This is a genomic window from Pseudomonas sp. P2S-1, from assembly GCF_057197725.1.
In genome coordinates this window covers 3409467-3430927 of the sequence record NZ_CM170068.1, presented here as the reverse complement: position 1 = coordinate 3430927, position 21461 = coordinate 3409467, and the positions used below count along the sequence as shown (strand labels likewise).

Annotated in this window: 18 protein-coding genes and 2 pseudogenes; 10 read left to right on the top strand and 10 right to left on the bottom strand. The window is 64.1% G+C overall.

Translation table 11 applies throughout. From position 1 onward, the window contains the following. Positions 1–4: 4 nt before the first annotated feature. A pseudogene (locus AC2CQI_RS15105) lies at positions 5–169 on the top strand (hypothetical protein); the annotation flags it as partial. Here AC2CQI_RS15105 and gpgF read toward each other — a convergent pair. The 5 genes and pseudogenes from gpgF to AC2CQI_RS15080 all read right to left on the bottom strand — a co-directional run. After that, positions 146–1138 carry a glucosaminyl phosphatidylglycerol flippase gene (gpgF, locus tag AC2CQI_RS15100; protein WP_484577190.1) on the bottom strand — a complete coding sequence of 331 codons (993 nt, stop codon included), beginning with the start codon at positions 1136–1138 and terminating at the stop codon, positions 146–148. The pseudogene AC2CQI_RS15105 and the gene gpgF sit on opposite strands and share 24 nt — an antisense overlap. Continuing rightward, on the bottom strand, positions 1135–1899 hold the full coding sequence (gene gpgD / locus AC2CQI_RS15095; protein WP_484577189.1) for an N-acetylglucosaminyl phosphatidylglycerol deacetylase: 765 nt from the start codon (positions 1897–1899) through the stop codon (positions 1135–1137). Before gpgD ends, gpgF begins: the two co-directional genes overlap by 4 nt. Beyond that, positions 1892–3016, bottom strand: a complete 1125-nt coding sequence (gpgS, locus tag AC2CQI_RS15090; RefSeq protein WP_484577188.1) for an N-acetylglucosaminyl phosphatidylglycerol synthase — start codon at positions 3014–3016, stop codon at positions 1892–1894. The genes gpgD and gpgS overlap by 8 nt, the downstream gene beginning before the upstream one ends. A 144-nt stretch (positions 3017–3160) precedes the next feature. Beyond that, positions 3161–3925 carry a methyl-accepting chemotaxis protein gene (locus AC2CQI_RS15085; RefSeq protein WP_372239151.1) on the bottom strand — a complete coding sequence of 255 codons (765 nt, stop codon included), beginning with the start codon at positions 3923–3925 and terminating at the stop codon, positions 3161–3163. 90 nt (positions 3926–4015) lie between these two features. Further along, positions 4016–4891: pseudogene (locus AC2CQI_RS15080) on the bottom strand (cache domain-containing protein); the annotation flags it as partial. 316 nt (positions 4892–5207) lie between these two features. Here AC2CQI_RS15080 and AC2CQI_RS15075 point away from each other — a divergent pair. Then, entirely contained in the window at positions 5208–6683 is a 1476-nt protein-coding gene (locus AC2CQI_RS15075) for a helicase HerA-like domain-containing protein (protein ID WP_484577187.1), read from the top strand. 143 nt (positions 6684–6826) lie between these two features. Here the strand turns inward: AC2CQI_RS15075 and AC2CQI_RS15070 are convergent, their stop codons facing one another. Together AC2CQI_RS15070 and AC2CQI_RS15065 are read right to left on the bottom strand one after the other, a co-directional pair. Then, complete coding sequence (locus AC2CQI_RS15070; RefSeq protein WP_075801439.1) at positions 6827–8299, bottom strand: inorganic phosphate transporter; 1473 nt, start codon at positions 8297–8299, stop codon at positions 6827–6829. Between the two features lie 327 nt (positions 8300–8626). Next, positions 8627–8833: a hypothetical protein gene (locus tag AC2CQI_RS15065; protein WP_075801438.1), complete on the bottom strand. Its 207-nt coding sequence runs from the start codon at positions 8831–8833 to the stop codon at positions 8627–8629. 539 nt (positions 8834–9372) lie between these two features. Here AC2CQI_RS15065 and pcaR point away from each other — a divergent pair. The 7 genes from pcaR (at position 9373) to pcaC (ending at position 17313) form a co-directional block, all read left to right on the top strand. Beyond that, positions 9373–10248, top strand: a complete 876-nt coding sequence (gene pcaR, locus AC2CQI_RS15060) for a pca regulon transcriptional regulator PcaR (RefSeq protein WP_178391953.1) — start codon at positions 9373–9375, stop codon at positions 10246–10248. Positions 10249–10497: 249 nt separating this feature from the next. Beyond that, complete coding sequence (gene pcaK / locus AC2CQI_RS15055) at positions 10498–11844, top strand: 4-hydroxybenzoate transporter PcaK (protein WP_075801436.1); 1347 nt, start codon at positions 10498–10500, stop codon at positions 11842–11844. Between the two features lie 227 nt (positions 11845–12071). Further along, the gene (pcaF, locus tag AC2CQI_RS15050; RefSeq protein ID WP_484577186.1) at positions 12072–13277 is read left to right on the top strand and encodes a 3-oxoadipyl-CoA thiolase; all 1206 of its coding nucleotides are present in this window, start codon (positions 12072–12074) and stop codon (positions 13275–13277) included. 122 nt (positions 13278–13399) lie between these two features. Continuing rightward, entirely contained in the window at positions 13400–14689 is a 1290-nt protein-coding gene (locus AC2CQI_RS15045) for an MFS family transporter (RefSeq protein ID WP_484577185.1), read from the top strand. A gap of 51 nt (positions 14690–14740) precedes the next feature. Further along, positions 14741–16105, top strand: coding sequence for a 3-carboxy-cis,cis-muconate cycloisomerase (locus tag AC2CQI_RS15040; protein ID WP_484577184.1), 1365 nt, complete (start codon positions 14741–14743; stop codon positions 16103–16105). Between the two features lie 11 nt (positions 16106–16116). After that, a complete protein-coding gene (gene pcaD / locus AC2CQI_RS15035; RefSeq protein WP_484577183.1) occupies positions 16117–16908 on the top strand; it encodes a 3-oxoadipate enol-lactonase in 792 nt (263 codons plus the stop codon). Between the two features lie 12 nt (positions 16909–16920). Continuing rightward, positions 16921–17313 (top strand): 4-carboxymuconolactone decarboxylase, encoded by a 393-nt coding sequence (gene pcaC / locus AC2CQI_RS15030; protein ID WP_075801431.1) that lies wholly within the window; start codon positions 16921–16923, stop codon positions 17311–17313. 111 nt (positions 17314–17424) lie between these two features. On the opposite strand, the gene AC2CQI_RS15025 is transcribed toward pcaC, so the two are convergent. Further along, entirely contained in the window at positions 17425–17949 is a 525-nt protein-coding gene (locus tag AC2CQI_RS15025; protein ID WP_484577182.1) for an Mpo1 family 2-hydroxy fatty acid dioxygenase, read from the bottom strand. Positions 17950–18039: 90 nt separating this feature from the next. On the opposite strand from AC2CQI_RS15025, the gene AC2CQI_RS15020 reads away from it, so the two are divergent. Continuing rightward, positions 18040–18729 (top strand): Crp/Fnr family transcriptional regulator, encoded by a 690-nt coding sequence (locus tag AC2CQI_RS15020; RefSeq protein ID WP_484577181.1) that lies wholly within the window; start codon positions 18040–18042, stop codon positions 18727–18729. On the opposite strand, the gene AC2CQI_RS15015 is transcribed toward AC2CQI_RS15020, so the two are convergent. Both AC2CQI_RS15015 and AC2CQI_RS15010 read right to left on the bottom strand, forming a co-directional pair. Next, entirely contained in the window at positions 18715–19644 is a 930-nt protein-coding gene (locus AC2CQI_RS15015; protein ID WP_075801428.1) for a LysR family transcriptional regulator, read from the bottom strand. The genes AC2CQI_RS15020 and AC2CQI_RS15015 overlap by 15 nt on opposite strands. Before the next feature lie 275 nt (positions 19645–19919). Next, the gene (locus AC2CQI_RS15010; protein ID WP_484580623.1) at positions 19920–21125 is read right to left on the bottom strand and encodes an OprD family porin; all 1206 of its coding nucleotides are present in this window, start codon (positions 21123–21125) and stop codon (positions 19920–19922) included. Between the last annotated feature and the right edge of the window lie 336 nt (positions 21126–21461).

Sequence of the window (21461 nt, the reverse complement as noted above, 5' to 3'; positions counted from 1 at the left end):
GGCCATGAGCGACCCGCTCGACCGGGGCGCTGCCCATCCCCCGCCCACCTTGGGCGAGGGCTGTCTCAGTCGCTACGACCCGGAGGCCCTGGACAGCGAGGACGGCACCGATTTTCCCGGTGCCGCCGAACTGTGGCAGGCGCAATCAGCGGCGCAAGCCGGCGAGGCGCTCGAGCAGCGGCCGGCCGAGCAGGCAGAGGAACACCGGCCCGCCGGCGATCAGGTAGAAGTAGTACGTCACGACCCGCCAGACCAGGACCGCAGCCGCCGCGGTTGATTTGCCGACCATCGGCGTCAGCAGCGTCGCCGAGGTCAGCTCCGCCGCACCCGCGCCGCCTGGCAACAGGCTGAACTGCCCGGCGCTCAACGACAGGACCTGGACCAGGAAACTGGAAATCCATTGCAGATTGCCGCCCAGCCCCAGCAGCACCAGGTACAGCACGCTGTAGCGCAGGGCCCAATGCAGGCAGGTCAGCAGGAAGACCAGGGCCAGCACCCGCCGGGGCAGACGCAAGGTCGCCCGGAACGCCCGAAAGAAATGCAGCAGCCGTCTTGCCCAGCGCCGTTGTGTCGACTCCCGCACATTCAATCTTTTCAGCACGCGCCCGTTCCAGCGCATCAGCCCGCGCCGCCAGCGCAGCAAACCCACTCCCAGCCCCAGCACCGCAAGCATGAGCAGCGCACTGCCGAGCAGCATGCCCTCAAGGCTGCGGCCCAGATTGTGGAAGAGGGTGTAGACGACTATCCCAAGTACCGCACCGAGAAAGAACAGCAGGTCATTCAACTGATCCATGGCGAACACGGCGCCGCTGTGGGCGGGCCGAACCCGGTCGCGGGACAGCAGGGCCATCAGGGTCAGCGGGCCACCGCTGCCGCCGGGGGTGGTGCAGATGGCGAACTCGGTGGCCATGATCACCCCGAGGCTGCGCAGGCGGCCGATCCTTTCGCCCTGGCTGCCGAGCAACAGGCGCAGGCGTAACGCGTTCAGCACCCAGCACAGCACGATCATGCCGAACAGGGCCAGCAGCAGCCCGGGTGGGAAGCTGCGCAGGCGCGGCAGCAATTCAGCGCCGCCGAGCAGGGCCGGCACCAGCGCCGCCATCAACAGCGCCGCCAGTAGCCAGCCGATGCGGTTCACGGCGCGGGCCTGCTGGCCAGCCAGGCCATCTTGGTCATGGGAATGCGCCCGTCAGTGAGCAGGCGTTGCAGGGTGTCCAGCCAGTAGTTGCGCGAAAAGGCGTGGCGCATGTCCACCGGATGCAGGCCCAGGCGGATGGTGCTGGCATCGCTCATACGGCGCTCATGCATGGCGCTGACGGCCCGCGACAACCCGCGCCGCCAGGCACTGCGGGCACTCCACACCAAGCCTGGCGCATCGACCGGGGTGAAGTCCGGCAACCGGTACAGATGCTGCGGATCGCTGGTGTAGTGCAGCGGCAATTGGCGCAGGGCCTGGCGCGTGCCCTCGCTCATCAGCCAGGCCGGGGCGACGAAGCCGCGCAGGGGCCAGTCCAGGCGCTGGAACAGCTCCACCCCGGCTTCCAGGCGTTGCAGCGCCTGGATTTCGTTCAGGCCATAGAACTCGCCTTCCCAGGTGTAGATGCGGCGCATGAAGTACTCGCCGGGCGAGCGCGGTGGCGGGCCGTCGTCGGTATGGAAGTAGCCATGCAGGGCCAGTTCGCCCCCGCGCACCAGGCGCCGTTCCATTATCCGGCGAAAGCTGGCGTCCTGTTCCAGGGCGTTGCGCTTGTGAAAGTCCGGGACCACCAGCAGGGTCATGGGGATCTGGCCAAGGGCGTCCACCGCTTCGACGAAGGGCTGGTAGTCCGGCCAGGTTTCCGGGGCCACGTCGTGCAGGACCAGCAACACACTGCGGCCGGGGGCAGGGATCTCAGGCATGGGCACGCACCGGCAGGTCACTGTAGCCGAGCACCGCGCGGTAATGGGCGAGCAGGCCACTGACCACGTTGTCCCAGCTGTAATGCTGCTCGACATGCTGGCGCGCCTGCTGGCCGAGCGTCGCGGTGCCGCGCTCGAAGGTTTCGCGCACCGCGTTGGCCATGGCCTGGCCGTCTCCAGGGGCGCAAAGCTGGCCGCAATCGGGGTGGACGATCTCGCTGAAGGCCCCGGCCGCCACCGCCACCACCGGCGTGGCACTGGCCATGGCTTCGAGGATCACCAGGCCGAAGGTTTCCTGATCGCCGGCATGCACCAGCAGGTCGGCGCTGGCCAGCAGGCGGGCGACTTCAGTGGCCGGGCGAAACTCGCCGAACACCGTGACGTTGTCCGGCACATTGACCGGCATATGCGAGCCCACCAGCAACAGATGCCAGGGCTTGCCCAGGCGCTGGATACAGTCGAGCAGCACCGGCAGGTTCTTTTCCCGCGAGCCGCGGCCGGCGAAGACCAGCAGCCGGGTATCGTCGGCCAGGCCCAGTTCGGCGCGCAGGTTCGGGTCATGGCGTTCGGGGTGGAAGGTATTGAGATCGACGCCCAGGCGCTGCACGTGGACATTGGCGACGCCGAGCCGGCGCAGTTTGTGCGCCATCACCTGGCTGGGCGCCAGGACGCGGTCGAAATTGCCGTAGAGCTTGCTGACATAGGCCTCGACATTGGGGGTGAACCAGTTGCCCATGCGGTTGCTGACCAGCAGCGGCAGATCGGAGTGATAGAAGCCGATCACCGGCACGTCCAGCCGGCGCCGCGCGCCGAGGGCGGCCCAGGCGGTCAGGTAGGGATCGCCAACCTCGATCAGGTCGGGTTGCAGTTCGTGCAGGACATTGCACCAGGGCGCCAGACGCAGGGGAAAACGATAGCCGTTGCCGAACGGCAGCGGCGGGGCGGGGACTTCGTGGATTCCGTTGTGCTGGCGTGCAACCGCCCCGGGAATCAGCAGACTGTGGCGGACATTCGGGGCCAGGCCCAGGCGGCGGTGTTTGGCATCAAGATAGGTACGCACACCGCCGCTGGCGGGGGCGTAGAACATGGTGATGTCGGCGATATGCACGATCAGCATCCCTCCGGGATCTTCTTTCGGACAGTCACGCGGCGGCTGCAAAGCCACGGTGACGCGCCTTAGGGTTGACCCTGTGGAAGGATAGTTTGTTCGAAATGTTACGAGGGTGTCCGGCGGCAGGACGCCGCCGGACGGAGGGTCGAATCAGATGCGGAAGCTGCCGACCAGATGCTTCAGGCGACCGGCCTGCTGTTCCAGGTCGGCGCAGGCACGCAGGGTCGATTGCAGGTTCTCGACGCCTTCCTGGTTGAGCATGTTGATTTCGCTGATATCCATGTTGATCGAGTCGACCACGGCGGTCTGTTCCTCGGTGGCGGTGGCCACCGACTGGTTCATGCCGTCGATCTCGCCGATGCGCTGGGTCACGCTGCTCAGGCGCTCGCCGGCCTGGTTGGCGATGCTCACGCTGTCGTGGCTGTGGCGCTGGCTTTGGCTCATGGTGTCCACGGACTCGCGGGCACCCACCTGCAGCTCCTCGATCATGTTCTGCACTTGCTGCGCCGATTCCTGGGTGCGGTGGGCCAGGTTGCGCACCTCGTCGGCCACTACCGCGAAGCCGCGGCCGGCTTCGCCGGCACGGGCCGCTTCGATGGCGGCGTTGAGCGCCAGCAGGTTGGTCTGCTGGGAAATGCTGGTGATCACTTCGAGGATCTGACCGATGTTCACGGTCTTGCTGTTCAGCGTCTCGATGTGGGTGCTGGAGGTGGAGATCATGTCCGACAGGCGATTCATCGCCTGGATACTGCGGTCCACCACCTGCTGGCCTTCTTCCGCCAGATGCCGCGCCGAGCTGGCCTGTTGCGAAGCCTGGGCGGCGTTATGGGCGATCTCCTGGGCGGCGGCGCCAAGCTGGTTGATCGCAGCGGCGACGCTGTTGGTGCGGTTGCTCTGCTCGTCGGAGTTGACCATCGACGAGTTGGAGGCGCTGACCACCCGCAGGGCTACTTCGTTGACGTGCTCGGTGGCCGAGGCCACTTCGCGGATCGATTCGTGGATCCGTCCGACAAAGTGGTTGAAGGCCTTGCCGAGCATGCCGAATTCGTCGTGGTTGTGGATGTCCAGGCGGCGGGTCAGGTCGCCTTCACCCTGGGCGATGCCTTCCATCGCGCGGATCATGGTGTGCAACGGACGCATCAGCACGTTGATCAGCAGGCCCAGCAGGCCAATGATAAAGCCCACCGCAATGATGGTGGCGATCACCGCCGAGGTCCGGAACTTGCTGAGCATGCCGTAGGCTTTGTCCTTGTCCACGGCCAGGCCAATGTACCAGTTGGCCGACGGCAGGCCTTTCACCGGGGTGAAGCTGAGGATGGTCGGCTTGCCGTCCATTTCCACTTCCACCGGTTTCTTGTCCAGGCGCGGGGTGTTGTTCGGGAACAGCTCGCTCATGGCTTTCATGGTCAGGTCCTTGTTCGGGTGAACGAGGATCTTGCCCTGGTCGTTGACCAGGAAGGCGTAGCCCATGCCGCCGAAGTTCAGCGAGTTGATGATTTCCACCAGGCCGTCCAGCGCCAGGTCGCCACCCACCACGCCGACCTGCGGGGATACCGGGGTGACGATGGAAATCACCATCTTGCCGGTGCTCATGTCGATATAGGGTTCGGTGAGGATGGTCTTGCCGGCGGCCAGGCCGTCCTTGTACCAGGGGCGAACGCGCGGATCGTAGCCGTCAGGCATCTTCATCTGCGGACGAATGGTGAAGTCACCGTTCGGATGGCCCAGGTAGGTGGTGAGGAAACTAGAAGTCACCGCTTTCTGGCCGAGCACGGTGCCAACGTTCTGCGGATCGCTGGCGATGTTCTGCACGGCGTTTTCCACCAGCAGGATGCGGCCGTCGAACAGGTTCTTGATATTGGTCGCAGTGGTATCGCCCATCTCGCCGAGATAGTTCTCCAGGTTTTCCCGGATGGCATTACGCTGCAAGTAGTCGTTGTACAAAGTGAACAGGCTGAACGCGAGCATCACGATCAGTGAGGCGGCCAACAAGATCTTGTGGCTGAAACGGAGATTTTTATTCATGGCGTGTTGGGTCCGCTAAGGTCTTGAATATCCGGATGGTTCGCACGGAGTCGCTGATGAGATCAGAGAGAGTTCCCATATCCTTATCGGGGATTTCCTGTTTTTTGAGCGATCAATCACACTTTGATATCGGCTGACTCACACAAAAGCTTTAAATGGAGGATGAAAAAACATGGCGGACTCCACCCCCTTCGTGCTCGGCGCCGACCTTGATGGACAGCCGGTTGCCCAGGCCCTGCGCCTGACCAACCGCCATGGCCTGATCGCCGGTGCCACCGGCACCGGCAAGACCGTAACCCTGCAGCGCCTGGCGGAAGTGTTCAGCGATGCCGGCGTGGCGGTGTTCGCTGCCGATGTGAAAGGCGATCTCTGTGGTCTTGGCGCGACGGGCAATCCCCAGGGCAAGGTGGCCGAGCGGATTGCCGGGATGCCCTGGCTGAATCATCGGCCCCAGGCGTATCCGGTGACCTTATGGGATATCCACGGGCAATCCGGTCATCCATTGCGCACCACCCTGAGTGAAATGGGCCCGCTGTTGTTGGGCAACCTGCTGGAACTGAACGATAGCCAGCAGGCGGCGCTGTATGCCGCGTTCAAGGTGGCCGATCGCGAGGGCCTGCTGCTCCTGGACATCAAGGACCTCAAGGCCTTGCTCGGGCATCTCAAGGACAACCCCCAGGTGCTCGGCGAGGATGCCGCGCTGATGACCAGCGGTTCCAGCCAGGCCCTGTTGCGGCGCCTGGCGACCCTGGAGCAGCAGGGCGCGGAGGCGCTGTTCGGCGAGCCGGCGTTGCAACTGGAAGACCTGTTACAGCCGGGGGCGGACGGGCGCGGACGTATTCACCTGCTCGATGCCAGCCGTTTGATCCACGAGTCGCCCAAGGTCTATGCCACCTTCCTTTTATGGTTGCTGGCGGAGTTGTTCGAACAGTTGCCGGAGCGCGGTGATGCGGACAAGCCATTGCTGGCGCTGTTTTTCGACGAGGCGCACCTGCTGTTCAACGGCACGCCCAAGGCGTTGCAGGACCGGCTGGAGCAGGTGGTGCGGCTGATCCGTTCCAAGGGTGTGGGCGTGTATTTCGTGACCCAGTCGCCCGGTGACCTGCCGGATGACGTGCTGGCCCAGTTGGGCTTGCGGGTCCAGCACGGTTTGCGGGCCTTTACCGCCAAGGAGCAGAAGGCCTTGCGTGCGGTGGCGGACGGGTTCCGGCCCAACCCGGCGTTCGACACCCTGGCGGTGCTGACCGAGTTGGGCATTGGCGAGGCGCTGGTGGGGGCCTTGCAGGACAAGGGTACGCCGGAAATGGTCCAGCGCGTGCTGATCGCCCCGCCGCAGTCGCAGATCGGGCCGTTGAGCGAGGCGGAGCGGGCGGCGCTGGTATCCGGATCGCCACTGGCCGGGCGCTATGACAAGCCGATCGACCGTGAGTCGGCCTATGAAATCCTCATGGCGCGCAAGGGCGAGACGCCGGTAGCGGCGGGCAAGGCGGAGAAGGACGAGGACAGTCTGGCGGACAAGGCCGGGGACTTCCTGCAGAGCGCGGCGGGGCAGGCGATCAAGTCGGCGGTGCGGCAGGCGGCCAATCAGTTTGGGCGGCAGTTGGTGCGGGGGTTGATGGGGTCTTTGCTGGGTGGCAAGCGGAAGTGATGTGTTGTTCTTGAGGGCCCTATCGCTGGCAAGCCAGCTCCCACAGGGACCGCATGCACCGCAGGACCTGTGGGAGCTGGCTTGCCAGCGATGAGGCCCTCAAGAGCAATAAAAAAGGCGCCTGGAGAGGCGCCTTCTTCTAATCAGCCAACAAACCGCGTCGACAACCAGAACAACCCGGCCGCCAGGCCCATCGACGCCGGCAGGGTCAGGACCCAGGCCAGCAGGATGGTGCGCACGGTGCCGCCTTGCAGGCCGCTGCGGTTGGCGACCATGGTCCCCGCCACGCCGGACGACAGGACGTGAGTGGTCGAGACCGGCAGGCTGAAGATGTTGGCCATGCCGATGGCGCACGCCGCAGTGATCTGCGCCGACATGCCCTGGGCATAGGTCATGCCCTGCTTGCCGATCTTCTCGCCGATGGTCAGGACCACACGCTTCCAGCCAACCATGGTGCCCAGGCCCAGGGCCAGGGCGACCGCCAGGATTACCCAGAACGGTGCGTATTCAGTGGTTGCAGTCAGGTCCTTACGCAGCTTGTCCAGGTCGGACTTCTCGCGGGCTTCCAGGCCCGGCAGCTTGCCGACTTTCTTCGCGGTGTCGTCCAGGCAGAGCAGGTAACGACGCACTTCAACGCGGGTTTCCGGGCTCAGCGAGTGGTAGTCGGCTACGCCGGCCAGGGATTTCTGCAGCGCGGCGATGGTCGGCTCGGTCTGGTGCGGGTTGCAGCTGAACTGCTCCGGCAGGTCGCCCTTGGCCGCCTTGCCCAGGGCCAGGAACTCACCCAGGGTCTCGTGGTTGCGCTCGTAGAACTGGCTCAGGTGCAGGGTCGCGTCGCGGGTCCGCTCGATCTGGTAGGTGGTACTGCTCAGGTCGAGGACGAACTGCTGCGGAACGATGCCGATCAGCACCAGCATGATCAGGCCGATACCTTTCTGGCCGTCGTTGGAACCGTGCACGAAGCTCACGCCCATGGCCGACATGACCAGCACCAGGCGGTTCCAGAACGGCGGGTGCTTCTTGTCGTCGAGCATGCGCCGCTGTTCCGGGGTCTTGTGCATCTTCGACAGCGGACGCCACCACTTCAGGCCCAGCAATACCAGGGCGGCCACCAGGAACCCGGCCATCGGCGAGAGGACCAGGGACATGCCGATATCGATCGCTTTCTGCCAGTTCACCCCGTCACCCAGGGGAATGTCATTGAGCAGGGCGTTGGCCAGGCCGACACCGAGGATCGAACCGATCAGGGTGTGCGAGCTGGAGGCCGGGATACCGAAGTACCAGGTGCCCAGGTTCCAGGCGATGGCCGCCGCCAGCAGCGAGAAGACCATGGCCAGGCCGTGCCCGGTATTCACATTGATCAGCAGCTCCACCGGCAACAGGTGGACGATGGCGTAGGCGACACCGACGCCGCCCAGCAGGACCCCGAGGAAGTTGAAGACACCCGAGGCGAACACCGCCAGTTGCGGGGGCATGGCTTTCGTATAGATGACTGTCGCTACCGCGTTCGCGGTGTCATGAAAGCCATTGATGAACTCGAAGGCGAGTACGAAGGTCAAGGCGAGGAGGAGGCTCACCAGTACCCACGCATCAAGTCCGCTGAATAATTCGATCATGAAGGTTTTCTGACCCGGTCATAAGGGGGCGCGATTATGCCAGAAATCCCCCGTAATCAATGCACTGGCTGCTGACCGGTGGAGCCCTTGGAAACGGCCTGGGTTCACTCGCCCGGACAGGCGGTGTGGAGGAAAATGCAGGGAAAACCCACAAGAATGTGGATATCTGATGACAAAAACATGAATTGTTGATGTCGGAAAAAATTCAAACAAACGTATGAAATTTGTCAGAAACCATTACGGTTTCATCTTCAATGGGTAATGGCGCAGCCGGGTACCTGCGTGGACAGGTACCGTGGCGGTCCGGATCAGGGTGTCGCGAGAGGGTCAAGGCTCCTCGGTCTTCTCGTCCTTTTCCTGTTCCATCTTGCGCAGTTCTTCGGCGAAGACCTGGTCCATCACCGTGGCTCGCTTGCGCCAGGGTTTGCGTTCCGGTTCCGGTTGCGCCGCATACGTGGTGACTTCACCACCATAGACTTCCTTGAAGCGTTGTTCCTGGCGCTCGAGTTCTGCGCGCAGTTCGTCTTTCGTCACAGTGCTACCTGTCGATCAAAGTTACGCTGGCTTTCGCGAAGGCGTTAGTGCGGAGTTGCGTAACGCGCACGCGGCTACGGTGGCCAGAGTTGATAAAGGCTGTCGCAGCAACAGACTTTCGTCTTGTGCAGGTGCAGGGTTGCGCCTGGCACGGGGATTCGGCAAGTCAGACAGGGAATCCGGATTGATGGGGCCCGGGCGGGCGGCATCAGTGCTTGAGTATAGCAAGCGTCGTGAAGATGGATACGTCCAATTACGCCGTGCGAGAACTAGGACAATAAAAGAAGGGAGTTTGTTTCCTTCTTTTTCCGCGAATCAATATATGTACGCAAGAGTGGCTTGTTTTATGTCTTGAAAGAAAAACGGCCTCGCTGGTGGGCGAGGCCGTACCCGGGACTTCTACGGTGGGTACCTGACCAGTCTCTCCAAGAAGCCACAAGGGCGGAGGAAAGGTATAAGCAATTGTGGTCATTGGTCAATTGCGATTATCGGTCGTTGGTTCGATAATCGCCCCCGTGAGTGTGTGACCGAGGTGAGTCATGAGTGATGAAGCAAGCCCCAAGGGAACTGGATTGAACGACAATGTGCGCAGCTCGTTTGCGTCTCTGGCGCCGCCGATCGTGGCGTCGCCGGCCAAGCGCATCCAGGCGTTTACCGGTGATCCGGATTTCATGACTTCCCTGGCCCGCGGCCTGGCGGTGGTGCAGGCGTTCCAGGAACGCAAGCGGCACCTGACCATCGCCCAGATCAGCCACCGGACCGAGATCCCCCGCGCTGCCGTGCGGCGCTGCCTGCATACCCTGATCAAGCTGGGCTACGCCACCACCGACGGGCGTACCTATTCGCTGTTGCCCAAGGTGCTGACCCTGGGCCATGCCTATCTATCCTCGACGCCGCTGGCGGTGTCCGCGCAGCCGTACCTGGACCGCATGAGCGACCAGCTCCATGAGGCCTGCAACATGGCCACCCTGGAGGGCGACGACATCCTTTATATCGCTCGCTCGGCCACGGTGCAGCGGCTGATCTCGGTGGACCTGGCGGTAGGTGGGCGCCTGCCGGCCTATTGCACGTCCATGGGGCGCATTCTGCTGGCGGCGCTGGACGACGCCACGCTCCACGAATACCTGGAGCACGCCGACCTGCAGGCCAAGACCAGCCGTACCATCCACGACCCGCAGGCGCTGCTCGAATGCCTGCAGGTGGTGCGCCAGCAGGGCTGGTGCATCGTCGACCAGGAGCTGGAGCAGGGCCTGCGTTCCATCGCCGTGCCGGTGTACGACGCCTCGGGCCAGGTGCTTGCCGCGCTCAACGTCAGCACCCACGCCGGCCGGGTCAGCCGCAGCGAGCTGGAGCAGCGTTTCCTGCCGATCATGATCGCCGCCAGTCGCGACCTCAGCACCCAGTTGTTCGCCTGAATCCGTGCAAACCTGTTCGATAAACGCACACTGATGCGTTTATCGAATTGCGCGGTGTCACGGCCCTTATTAATGTCCCTCGCAAGGATCGCCTGACCGGTCCGTCAATAATAATGAGCGAGAGGCAAAGCCCAATGACCCGCACATCCTTCCATAGCCGTCCTGGCTAGAACTTTCGTTTCCGCTTTACTAGATCGTCTTTGCCCAGGCACGCGCGTGCCTGCTCGCCTACATTTCCGGATAACAATAATGAACAGCCCGCACGCTGCCATCGGAACACCCCTGGACGTCCAGTCCTTTATCAATGCCCAACCCTTGTCGCGTTATCAGTGGCGGGTGGTGATTCTCTGTTTCCTGATCGTGTTCCTCGATGGCCTGGATACCGCCGCCATGGGCTTTATCGCCCCGGCGTTGTCCCAGGATTGGGGAATCGACCGCGCCAGCCTCGGCCCGGTAATGAGTGCCGCGCTGATCGGCATGGTCTTTGGTGCACTGGGTTCCGGCCCGCTGGCTGACCGTTTCGGACGCAAGGTGGTGCTGGTTGGCGCAGTCGTGCTGTTTGGCGGCTTCAGCCTGGCATCGGCCTACAGCACCAATGTCGATCAACTGCTGGTGCTGCGTTTCCTTACCGGCCTGGGTCTTGGCGCCGGCATGCCCAACGCCACCACGCTGCTCTCCGAATACACCCCGGAGCGCCTCAAGTCGCTGCTGGTGACCAGCATGTTCTGTGGTTTCAACCTGGGCATGGCCGGCGGTGGCTTCATCTCCGCCAAGCTGATCCCGGCCTACGGCTGGCACAGCCTGCTGCTGATCGGCGGCCTGCTGCCGCTGGTGCTGGCGGTGGTGCTGCTGTTCTGGCTGCCGGAGTCGGCGCGTTTCCTGGTGGTGCGCAACCGCAGCGTCGACAAGATCCGCAAGACCCTGGCGCCGATCGAACCGAACATCGTTGCCCAGGCCAGCAGCTTCACTGTGCCGGAGCAAAAAACCGTGAAGAGCCGCAACGTGCTGGCGGTGATCTTCTCCGGGACCTACAGCGTCGGCACCCTGCTGCTGTGGCTGACCTACTTCATGGGCCTGGTGATCGTCTACCTGCTGACCAGCTGGCTGCCGACCCTGATGCGTGACAGTGGCGCGAGCATGGAGCAGGCCGCCTTCATCGGCGCGTTGTTCCAGTTCGGTGGCGTGCTCAGCGCCGTGGGCGTGGGCTGGGCCATGGACCGCTTCAATCCGCACAAGGTCATCGGCACCTTCTACCTGCTGGCCGGGGTGTTCGCCTACGCGGTAGGGCAGAGCCTGGGCAATATCACCCTGCTGGCAACCCTGGTGTTGATCGCCGGGATGTGCGTGAACGGCGCGCAATCGGCGATGCCGTCGCTGGCGGCGCGGTTCTATCCGACTCAAGGGCGGGCGACCGGCGTGTCGTGGATGCTCGGGATCGGGCGTTTCGGTGCGATTCTCGGTGCCTGGATGGGTGCGACCCTGCTGGGCCTGGGCTGGAATTTCGAGCAGGTGCTGACGGCGCTGGTGATTCCGGCGGGGCTGGCGACCGTGGCGGTGATCATCAAGGGTGTGGTCAGCCATGCGGATGCGACCTGATCGCTGATCTTTATTGCCCTTGAGGGCCCTATCGCTGGCAAGCCAGCTCCCACAGGTTACGCGATCCCTGTGGAGCTGGCTTGCCAGCGATGAGGCCCTCGAATCCTCCACAACAATCCGTTCGATAATCGAACTCTATGCCGATTATCGGATTGAACCGCCCCGACCCCCGCCGTACTCTCATCTCCATACCGCCCCGCCCACAGCGCCGGACCTTAGGAGAACCTTTGATGCGTGATGTATTTATCTGCGACGCCATTCGTACCCCCATCGGCCGCTTTGGCGGTGGCCTGGCCGGCGTGCGCGCCGACGACCTGGCGGCCGTCCCGCTGAAGGCGCTGATCGAACGCAACCCGACCGTGCAATGGGACCAGATCGACGAAGTCTTCCTCGGCTGCGCCAACCAGGCCGGTGAAGACAACCGCAACGTCGCGCGCATGGCCCTGCTCCTGGCCGGCCTGCCGGAAAGCGTGCCGGGCGTGACCCTCAACCGTCTCTGCGCTTCGGGCATGGACGCGGTAGGCACCGCCTTCCGTGCCATCGCCAGCGGCGAGATGGAGCTGGCCATCGCCGGCGGCGTCGAGTCCATGTCCCGTGCCCCCTTCGTCATGGGCAAGGCCGACAGCGCCTACTCGCGCAACATGAAACTGGAAGACACCACCATCGGCTGGCGCTTCGTCAACCCGCTGATGAAGGCGCAATACGGTGTGGACGCCATGCCGCAGACCGCCGATAACGTCGCCGACGACCATAACGTCTCCCGCGCCGACCAGGACGCCTTCGCCCTGCGCAGCCAGCAGCGCACCGCGGCGGCCCAGGCTGCCGGCTTCTTCGCCGAAGAGATCGTGCCGGTGCGCATCGCCCACAAGAAGGGCGAGACCATCGTCGAGCAGGACGAGCACCCGCGCGCCGACACCACCCTGGAAGTCCTGACCAAGCTGAAACCGGTCAACGGCCCGGACAAGACCGTCACCGCCGGCAACGCCTCGGGCGTCAACGACGGTGCCGCAGCGATGATCCTTGCGTCCGCCGAAGCGGTGAAGAAACACGGCCTGACCCCGCGCGCCCGCGTCCTGGGCATGGCCAGCGCCGGTGTGGCGCCACGGGTGATGGGCATCGGCCCGGTCCCGGCGGTGCTGAAACTCACCGAGCGTCTGGGGCTGGCGGTCAGCGATTTCGACGTGATCGAGCTCAACGAAGCCTTCGCCAGCCAAGGCCTGGCCGTGCTGCGCGGCCTGGGCCTGGCCGATGACGCACCGCAGGTCAACCCGAACGGCGGCGCCATCGCCCTCGGCCACCCGCTGGGCATGAGCGGCGCGCGTCTGATCCTGACCGCCCTGCACCAACTGGAGAAATCCGGTGGCCGCAAAGGCCTGGCGACCATGTGCGTCGGCGTCGGCCAAGGCCTGGCCCTGGCCATCGAGCGCGTGTAAAACCAATGACCCCGGATGGGCGGCCTCCACGCAAGGCCAAACGTCCGGGGTGATTGTCTTGCGGAACGAGGGTGTTACCAAGTGTGTCTAGACTCAGTTAGACCCTCCAGGAGTATGCAGTCATGACCTCAAGCTATTACACCGGCGAAGAACGCAGCAAACGCATCTTCGCCATCGTCGGGGCCTCCTCGGGCAACCTGGTCGAATGGTTCGACTTCTACGTCTATGCCTTCTGCGCCATCTACTTTGCCCCCGCGTTCTTCCCCTCCGACGACCCTACGGTGCAATTGCTCAATACCGCCGGCGTGTTCGCTGCGGGCTTTTTGATGCGCCCGATCGGTGGCTGGCTGTTCGGCCGCATCGCCGACCGCCATGGCCGCAAGAATTCGATGATGATCTCGGTGCTGATGATGTGCGCCGGTTCCCTGGTGATTGCCTGCCTGCCGACCTACGCCAGCATCGGCGTGATGGCCCCGGCCTTGCTGCTGGTGGCGCGCCTGTTCCAGGGCCTGTCGGTGGGCGGCGAATACGGCACCACCGCGACCTACATGAGTGAAGTGGCCCTGCGCGGCCAGCGCGGTTTTTTCGCCTCGTTCCAGTACGTGACCCTGATCGGCGGCCAGTTGCTGGCGGTGCTGGTGGTGGTGATCCTGCAACAACTGCTGACCGAGGACGAACTGCGTGCCTGGGGCTGGCGTATTCCCTTCGTGATCGGCGCCATTGCCGCCGTGATCTCGCTGCTGCTGCGCCGCTCGCTGGAGGAGACCAGCAGCGCCGAAACCCGTAACGACAAGGAAGCCGGCAGCATCGCCGGGCTGTTCCGCAATCACACCGCGGCCTTTATCACTGTGCTCGGCTACACCGCCGGTGGCTCGCTGATCTTCTACACCTTCACCACCTACATGCAGAAATACCTGGTGAACACTGCCGGGATGAGCGCCAAGACCGCCAGCTTCATCATGACCGGCGCGCTGTTCCTGTACATGTGCATGCAGCCGCTGTTCGGCATGCTCTCGGACCGTATCGGCCGGCGTAATTCCATGCTGCTGTTCGGTGCCCTGGGCACGATCTTCACCGTACCGATCCTGATGGCGCTGAAGACCGTCACCAGTCCGTTCCTGGCCTTCGTGCTGATCACCCTGGCCCTGGCCATCGTCAGTTTCTACACCTCGATCAGCGGTCTGGTGAAAGCCGAGATGTTCCCGCCACAGGTGCGGGCGCTGGGTGTCGGCCTGGCCTATGCGGTGGCCAACGCGGTGTTCGGTGGCTCGGCGGAGTTCGTCGCCTTGAGCCTCAAGGCTGCGCATATTGAAAACGCGTTTTACTGGTACGTTACCGCGATGATGGCGATTGCCTTCCTGTTCAGCCTGCGCTTGCCGAAGCAGGCCGCGTATCTGCACCACGATCATTGACCCTCCGATGCGCCCCCGACCAAGGGGGCGCGTCTCGTTGAAGGACCTGACATGCAACCACGTCCGGGCAACCAGTTGTTCGATGCCTACTTCACCGCGCCTGACATGCGCGAGATTTTTTCCGACCGTGGCCGCGTCCAGGGCATGCTCGATTTCGAGGCCGCGCTGGCCCGTGCCGAAGCGGCAGTCGGGGTGATCCCGGCGGTGGTGGTGGCGCCGATCGAGCTGGCCTGCCAGGCCGAACGCTATGATTTCGCCGCCCTGGCCGAAGCCATCGGTACCGCCGGCAACTCGGCGATCCCGCTGGTCAAGGCGCTGGGCAAGGTGATCGCCAGCGGCGTGGCCGAGGCCGAGCGCTATGTGCACCTCGGCGCCACCAGCCAGGATGCGATGGACACCGGGCTGGTCCTGCAACTGCGCGACGCCCTGGCCCTGATCGAGGACGAACTGGCGCAACTGACCGACGTACTCGCCAAACAGGCCAGCGCCCATGCCGACACCCCGCTGGCCGGGCGCACCTGGCTGCAGCATGCGACGCCGGTGACCCTGGGCATGAAGATCGCCGGCTGGCTCGGCGCCCTCGACCGCAGCCGCCAGCGCCTGAACGAACTCAAGCCACGCCTGCTGACCCTGCAGTTCGGCGGCGCTTCCGGCACCCTTGCGGCGCTGGGTGACAAGGCCCTGCCGATTGCCGAGGCCCTGGCCGATCAACTCAACCTCAGCCTGCCGGAACAACCCTGGCACACCCAGCGCGACCGCCTTGTCGAGTTCGCCGCAGTGCTCGGCCTGGTCGCCGGCAGCCTGGGCAAGATGGGCCGGGATATCAGCCTGCTGATGCAGACCGAAGCCGGCGAAGTCTTCGAGCCGTCGGCGCCGGGCAAGGGCGGTTCCTCGACCATGCCGCACAAGCGCAACCCGGTGGGTGCGGCGGTGCTGATCGGTGCCGCGACCCGCGTTCCCGGCCTGATCGCCACCCTGTATTCGGCGATGCCGCAGGAGCACGAGCGCAGCCTAGGGCTGTGGCATGCCGAATGGGAAACCCTGCCGGAGATCTGCTGCCTGGTGTCCGGTGCGCTGCGTCAGGCGCGGATCATCGCCGAGGGCCTGGAAGTGGATGCCGAGCGCATGCGCCGCAATCTCGACCTGACCCAGGGCCTGGTGCTGGCCGAGGCGGTGAGCATCGTCCTCGCCCAGCGCCTGGGCCGCGACCATGCGCACCATCTGCTGGAAGCCTGCTGCAAGCGCGCAGTGGCTGAACAACGTCATCTGCGTGCCGTGCTCGGCGACGATGCCCAGGTGACCGCGGAACTCTCCGCTGAAGAACTCGACCGCCTGCTCGACCCGGCCAACTACCTTGGCCAGGCCAGGGCCTGGGTCGAGCGCGCGGTGGCCGAACATCAACGATTCAAAGCCTGAAGGAGGCTGCTGTGGGAAGCGTACAACTCGCCGATGGCGTACTGAATTACCAGCTCGAAGGTCCTGAAGGCGCACCGGTACTGGTGCTGTCCAACTCGCTGGGCACCAACCTGCACATGTGGGACACCCAGGTGCCGTCCTTTGCCGCGCACTTTCGCGTGCTGCGCTACGACACCCGTGGCCACGGCGATTCGCTGGTCAGCGAAGGCCCGTACAGCATCGAGCAACTGGGCCGCGACGTGCTTTCGCTGCTGGATGCCCTGGAGATCGACAAGGCGCATTTCTGCGGCCTGTCCATGGGCGGCCTGATCGGCCAATGGCTGGGTATCAACGCGCCGGAGCGCCTGGAGCGCCTGGTGGTGTGCAACACCGCAGCGAAGATCGCTTCGCCGGAAGTGTGGAACCCGCGTATCGAAACCGTGCTGCGTGATCGTGAAGCGGCCATGGTCGGCCTGCGCGATGCCTCGATCGCCCGCTGGTTCACCCCGGCGTATTCCGAAGCCAATCCCGAGTCGGCCAAGCGCATCACCGACATGCTCGCCGCCACTTCGCCCGAGGGCTACGCCGCCAACTGCGCCGCCGTGCGTGATACCGATTTCCGCGATCAACTGGGTGAAATCAAGGCGCCGCTGCTGGTGATCTCGGGCGCTGCCGATGCGGTCACGCCGCCGTCGGGCGGGCTGTTCATCCAGGAGCATGTGGCGGGCGCCGAGTACGCCGAGTTCCATGCTGCGCACCTGTCCAACGTCGAGGTGGGCGAGCCGTTCACCCGTCGTGTCGTCGATTTCCTGCTGGCCCGTTGAGGAGCTGTATCCGTGGATGAGAAACAACGTTACGACGCCGGCATGCAGGTTCGCCGTGCGGTGCTGGGCGATGCCCATGTCGACCGCAGCCTGAGCAACCTCACCGAGTTCAACAGCGAATTCCAGGAAATGATCACCCGCCATGCCTGGGGTGATATCTGGACCCGTCCGGGCCTGCCGCGGCACACCCGCAGCCTGATCACCATCGCCATGCTGATCGGCATGAACCGCAACGACGAGCTCAAGCTGCACCTGCGAGCTGCCGCCAACAACGGCGTAACGCGGGACGAGATCAAGGAAGTGCTGATGCAGAGCGCGATCTATTGCGGCATTCCGGCGGCCAATGCCACCTTCCACCTGGCTGAGTCGGTGTGGGATGAGCTTGGGGTCGAGTCCCGGGTTTGACCTCTCGGGCCTCATCGCTGGCAAGCCAGCTCCCACAGTGACCGCATGCACCGCCGGACCTGTGGGAGCTGGCTTGCCAGCGATAGGGCCCTCAAGCCAAATACAGAAATATCAGGCAGTCGCTTTTTTCTGCCGAACACAAACCGGCCCCGCATTGCGCTCGATGTCTGCCTTCAGTTCAGACAGCAGCCCGAACATGAACGCCATCTCCGCCACCACGAACAACGGCCCGACGATCAACCCGCTGACATCGTCGACGAACGCCGGCTTGCGCCCTTCGTAATAGTGGCCGACAAACTGGATCACCCAGCCGACGAAGAACAGCCCCAGCCCCGCGCCCAGCCACACCCCGGTGCTTTGCAGCGCCAGCGCCTTCCCGGCCCACAGGCACAACGCCAACAGGCCGGTCATCAGCAGCCCGAGGTTCAGGCTCAGCCGCAGGTAGAACCACATTGACGCCAGCGCCACCAGCAAGGCCGGTGACAGCCACAACCAGCCCAGCTCGATGCCCGGCCGTGACAACAGTACGGTCACCGCCACGACGATCATCGGGATCCCCACGAAGTGCGTGGCGATGTTGCGTGGATCACGGTGGTAGCTGGCATATTGACTCAAATGTTCAACGAGGTTTTTCATTGTTGTTCCTCCGTCAGGGATGACCCAGCATGCCCCGCGGATCCGTTCCAGTCTGTCGGGTGCCCGACAGAGTCGCTTTCGAGGCCCCGGATGAACGAAACCCACGCCTGGCGTGAACAACTGCAGCACGGTCATTGGTTCAGGCAGCTCTCGCCGGCCTTGCAGGACAGCCTGCTGGAGGCCGCTCGCCCGGTGAGCCTGGCCGCCGGCGAGCGCCTGTTCCAGCGCGGCGATGCGCCCTGCGGGATCTACGCCGTGCTATCCGGCGCGATCCGCATCGGGGCCGTGAGCGCCGAGGGCAAGGAGGCGTTGCTGACCCTGATCGAGGCGCCGCACTGGTTCGGCGAGATCTGCCTGTTCGACGGCCAGCCGCGTACCCATGATGCCTATGCCGAAGGCGCGACCCGGTTGTTGCGCGTACCGCAGGCCACGTTGCAGAGCCTGCTGGATGAACATCCGCACTACTGGCGCGAGTTCGCCCTGCTGATGAGCCACAAGCTGCGCCTGGCCTTCGTCGCTCTCGAACAGCAAAGCCTGATGGGCGCCGCGCCGCGCGTGGCGTTCCGCCTGCTGCAGATGGCCGCCGGCTATGGCGAGGTGGATGGTGCGCGGCGGGTCCTGCAACTGTCCCAGGAGCAACTGGCGCTGATGCTGTCGCTGTCACGCCAGACCACCAACCAGATCCTCAAGAACCTGCAGCAGGAAGGCGCCGTGCGCCTCAGTTATGGCGAAATCGAGATCATCGACAGTGCCCGCCTCGAACAGCTAGCCAAGGGCTAGGGCTTCCTCTGCCGGCTGGCGATCGAGACTGACCAGCGTCTCGATCATCGCCCGTGCTGCCGGCGACAGGCGATAGCCGCTGCGGCTGACGATGCCGCAGCGGGCATTCAGGCTTTCCGGGTTCAACGGCAGGTTGCGCCAGTGCAGTTCCACCAGTTCCCCCGCGGCGATCTCGTTGGCGAAGGCTTCTTCCGGGCCGATGCCGATGGCATTGCTGCCGAGTACTACCTTGAGCAGGGTCGGCAGGTGTTCGGTCTGCACCTGGGGCGAGAAGTCGGTCTTGCCGCTGAGGTTGGCCAGCAGCTTGCGCACGCCGGGGAGGATCTGCGGGGTGGCCAGCGGGTAGTCGAACAGGTCGTTGGTCGACAGGCTGTCCTTCTTCAGGAGCGGGTGGCCCGGGCGGCAGAAGAACAGGCCGCGACGAGGTTTCAGCGGCTGGGTCTGGAAATTCGGATCGGCCTCGAAATGGCGGATATCGGCGATAAAGAACTCGACGTCCTCGCGGTTCAGCGCGCGGCTGAGGTTTTCCCAGTTGTCCACGCGCAGGCGGGTCTGCACCTTCGGGTGGGCCTTGAGGAAGCGGGTGAGGGCGCGGGGCACAAGGTCGGCAGCGGGGGCGGGGCCGGCGCCGAAATGCAGTTCGCCCGCATCGAGCTTGGTCATGCGCAGCACGTCGTGGCTCAGCTGGTTGGCGCCCTGGACCAGGCGCAGGGCATGTTGCAGGACCATCTGGCCTTCGGGGGTGGGGCGCAGGTCCTTGTTGCCGCGGTCGACGAGAATGCAGCCGAATTCCTGTTCCAGGCCCTGGATACTGCGGCTGAAGGCCGGCTGGGTGATGCCCATGGCCTCGGCGGCGCGGACGAAGCTGCGGTGGTCGTTGAGCGCTATGAAATAGCGCAGTTGGCGGAGATCCATTTGATGTACCGGTGTTTCAGGGCGGGCAGTGTTGCCAATGGGACCGCTGCGCGGTCCTTCGCGGGCAAGCCACGCTCCTACAAGAGCGATGCGCACTCCTGTAGGAGCGTGGCTTGCCCGCGAAGGGCCGCGCAGCGGCCCCCGGCATCACCGACGAAAACCGGTGTTGTAAAGCCAGACGCTTATTTCGTCAAAGAATGAATTCTTGCCTGGTTAGCTCGATAACGCATAAGAAAACGGGCGACGGCGAGAGAGGGCCGCCGCCGCCCCAAGGCTTAGAGAAGGCTGAACGGGTAGCTGATGATCAGGCGGTTCTCGTCGAAGGCGTTGGTGCTGTAGTCACGGCGCATGGTGGAGTTGCGCCATTTCATCGACAGGTTCTTCAAGGTGCCGGACTGGACCACGTAGGCCAGTTCCGATTCCCGTGCCCATTCCTTGCCGTCGTCGACGGTGGCGGTGTGCACGTTGTCGCCCTTGATGTAGCGGTTCATCAGGGTCAGGCCGGGCACGCCGAGGGCGGCGAAGTTGTAGTCGTGTCGCACCTGCCAGGAGCGTTCCTTGGCGTTGTCGAAGCTGGAGTTGTAGCTGTCGTTGGCCAGGGTGCCGCCACTGGTGCCGTTGACCCGCATCCACTGGTCGTCGCCGCTGACTTTCTGCAGGCCGACATAGAAGGTGTTGCCGCCGTACTTGGCCGACAGCAGCGCCGAGGCGGTGCGGTTGTCGAGGTCGCCGACGCGGGCCGCGCCGTCTTCCTTGCCGAGGAAGTAGCCGAGGTTGGCACCCAGGGTCCAGTCGCCCAGGGGCTGGCTGTGCACCAGGTTGATGTATTGCTGCTGGTAGATGTCCTTCAGCTCAGCGTTCCACAGGCCGATCAGGGTGCGTTTTTCATTGAAGGTGAATTCACCACCGGCAAAGTTGAAGCGGTCCGAGGTGGCGGCGCCTTTGCCGTTCATGAACATGTCTTCCATGCTCGCGTCGTTGCGCGGGCTGTTGCCGCGGAACTGGCCGGCGTACAGGGTCAGGCCGTCGATTTCCTGGGAGGTGACCTGGCCACCGCGGAAGGTCTGCGGCAGCGAGCGACCGTCGTCGGAACGCAGGATCGGCAGGACCGGCATCCACTCACCGACCTTCAGTTCGGTCTTGGAGATCTTCGCCTTCAGGGCCACGCCGAGGCGGCCGAAATCGTCGGCCGGGCGGCCGTCGTCATGCACCGGCAGCAGGTGGGTACCGGCAGTGCCCTTGCCGCCATCGAGCTTGACCGAGTACAGGCCGAGGACGTCCACGCCGAAGCCGACGGTGCCCTGGGTGAAGCCGGATTTGGCGTCGAGGATGAAGCTCTGGGTCCACTCTTCGGCCTTGCCCTGGGCGTTGGCCGGGTCGACGAAGTTGCGGTTGATGTAGAAGTTGCGCAGGTTGAGGTTGGCCTTGGCGTCCTCGAGGAAACCGCTTTCGGCGGCCATGGCGGGGAGGGCGCAGGTCATTGCGATAAAGCCGGGAAGCAGGTGTCGTGCTTTGTGCGGAGTGTTCTTCATCGATGTATCTCTTGTTTTTATGTAAGCCGAAACCATCCGCTGCGACTGGAAAGAGGCGCAGGCCGGGTTGCGTGCTTTTGGGGTGTGCTTGGGGACAAGCGGCAGGGAGGATGGTGCTGTGCGGGGCGGGGGTGAATCAATTCGTTACAGGCGGTATTGGGCGATAATCGAACACTAACTGAATGGTTAGTTTTATTTCTTCAGGAAATCTTCTGTGGATTCGAGGGCCTCATCGCTGGCAAGCCAGCTCCCACAGGTCCGGCGGTGCACGCGATCCCTGTGGGA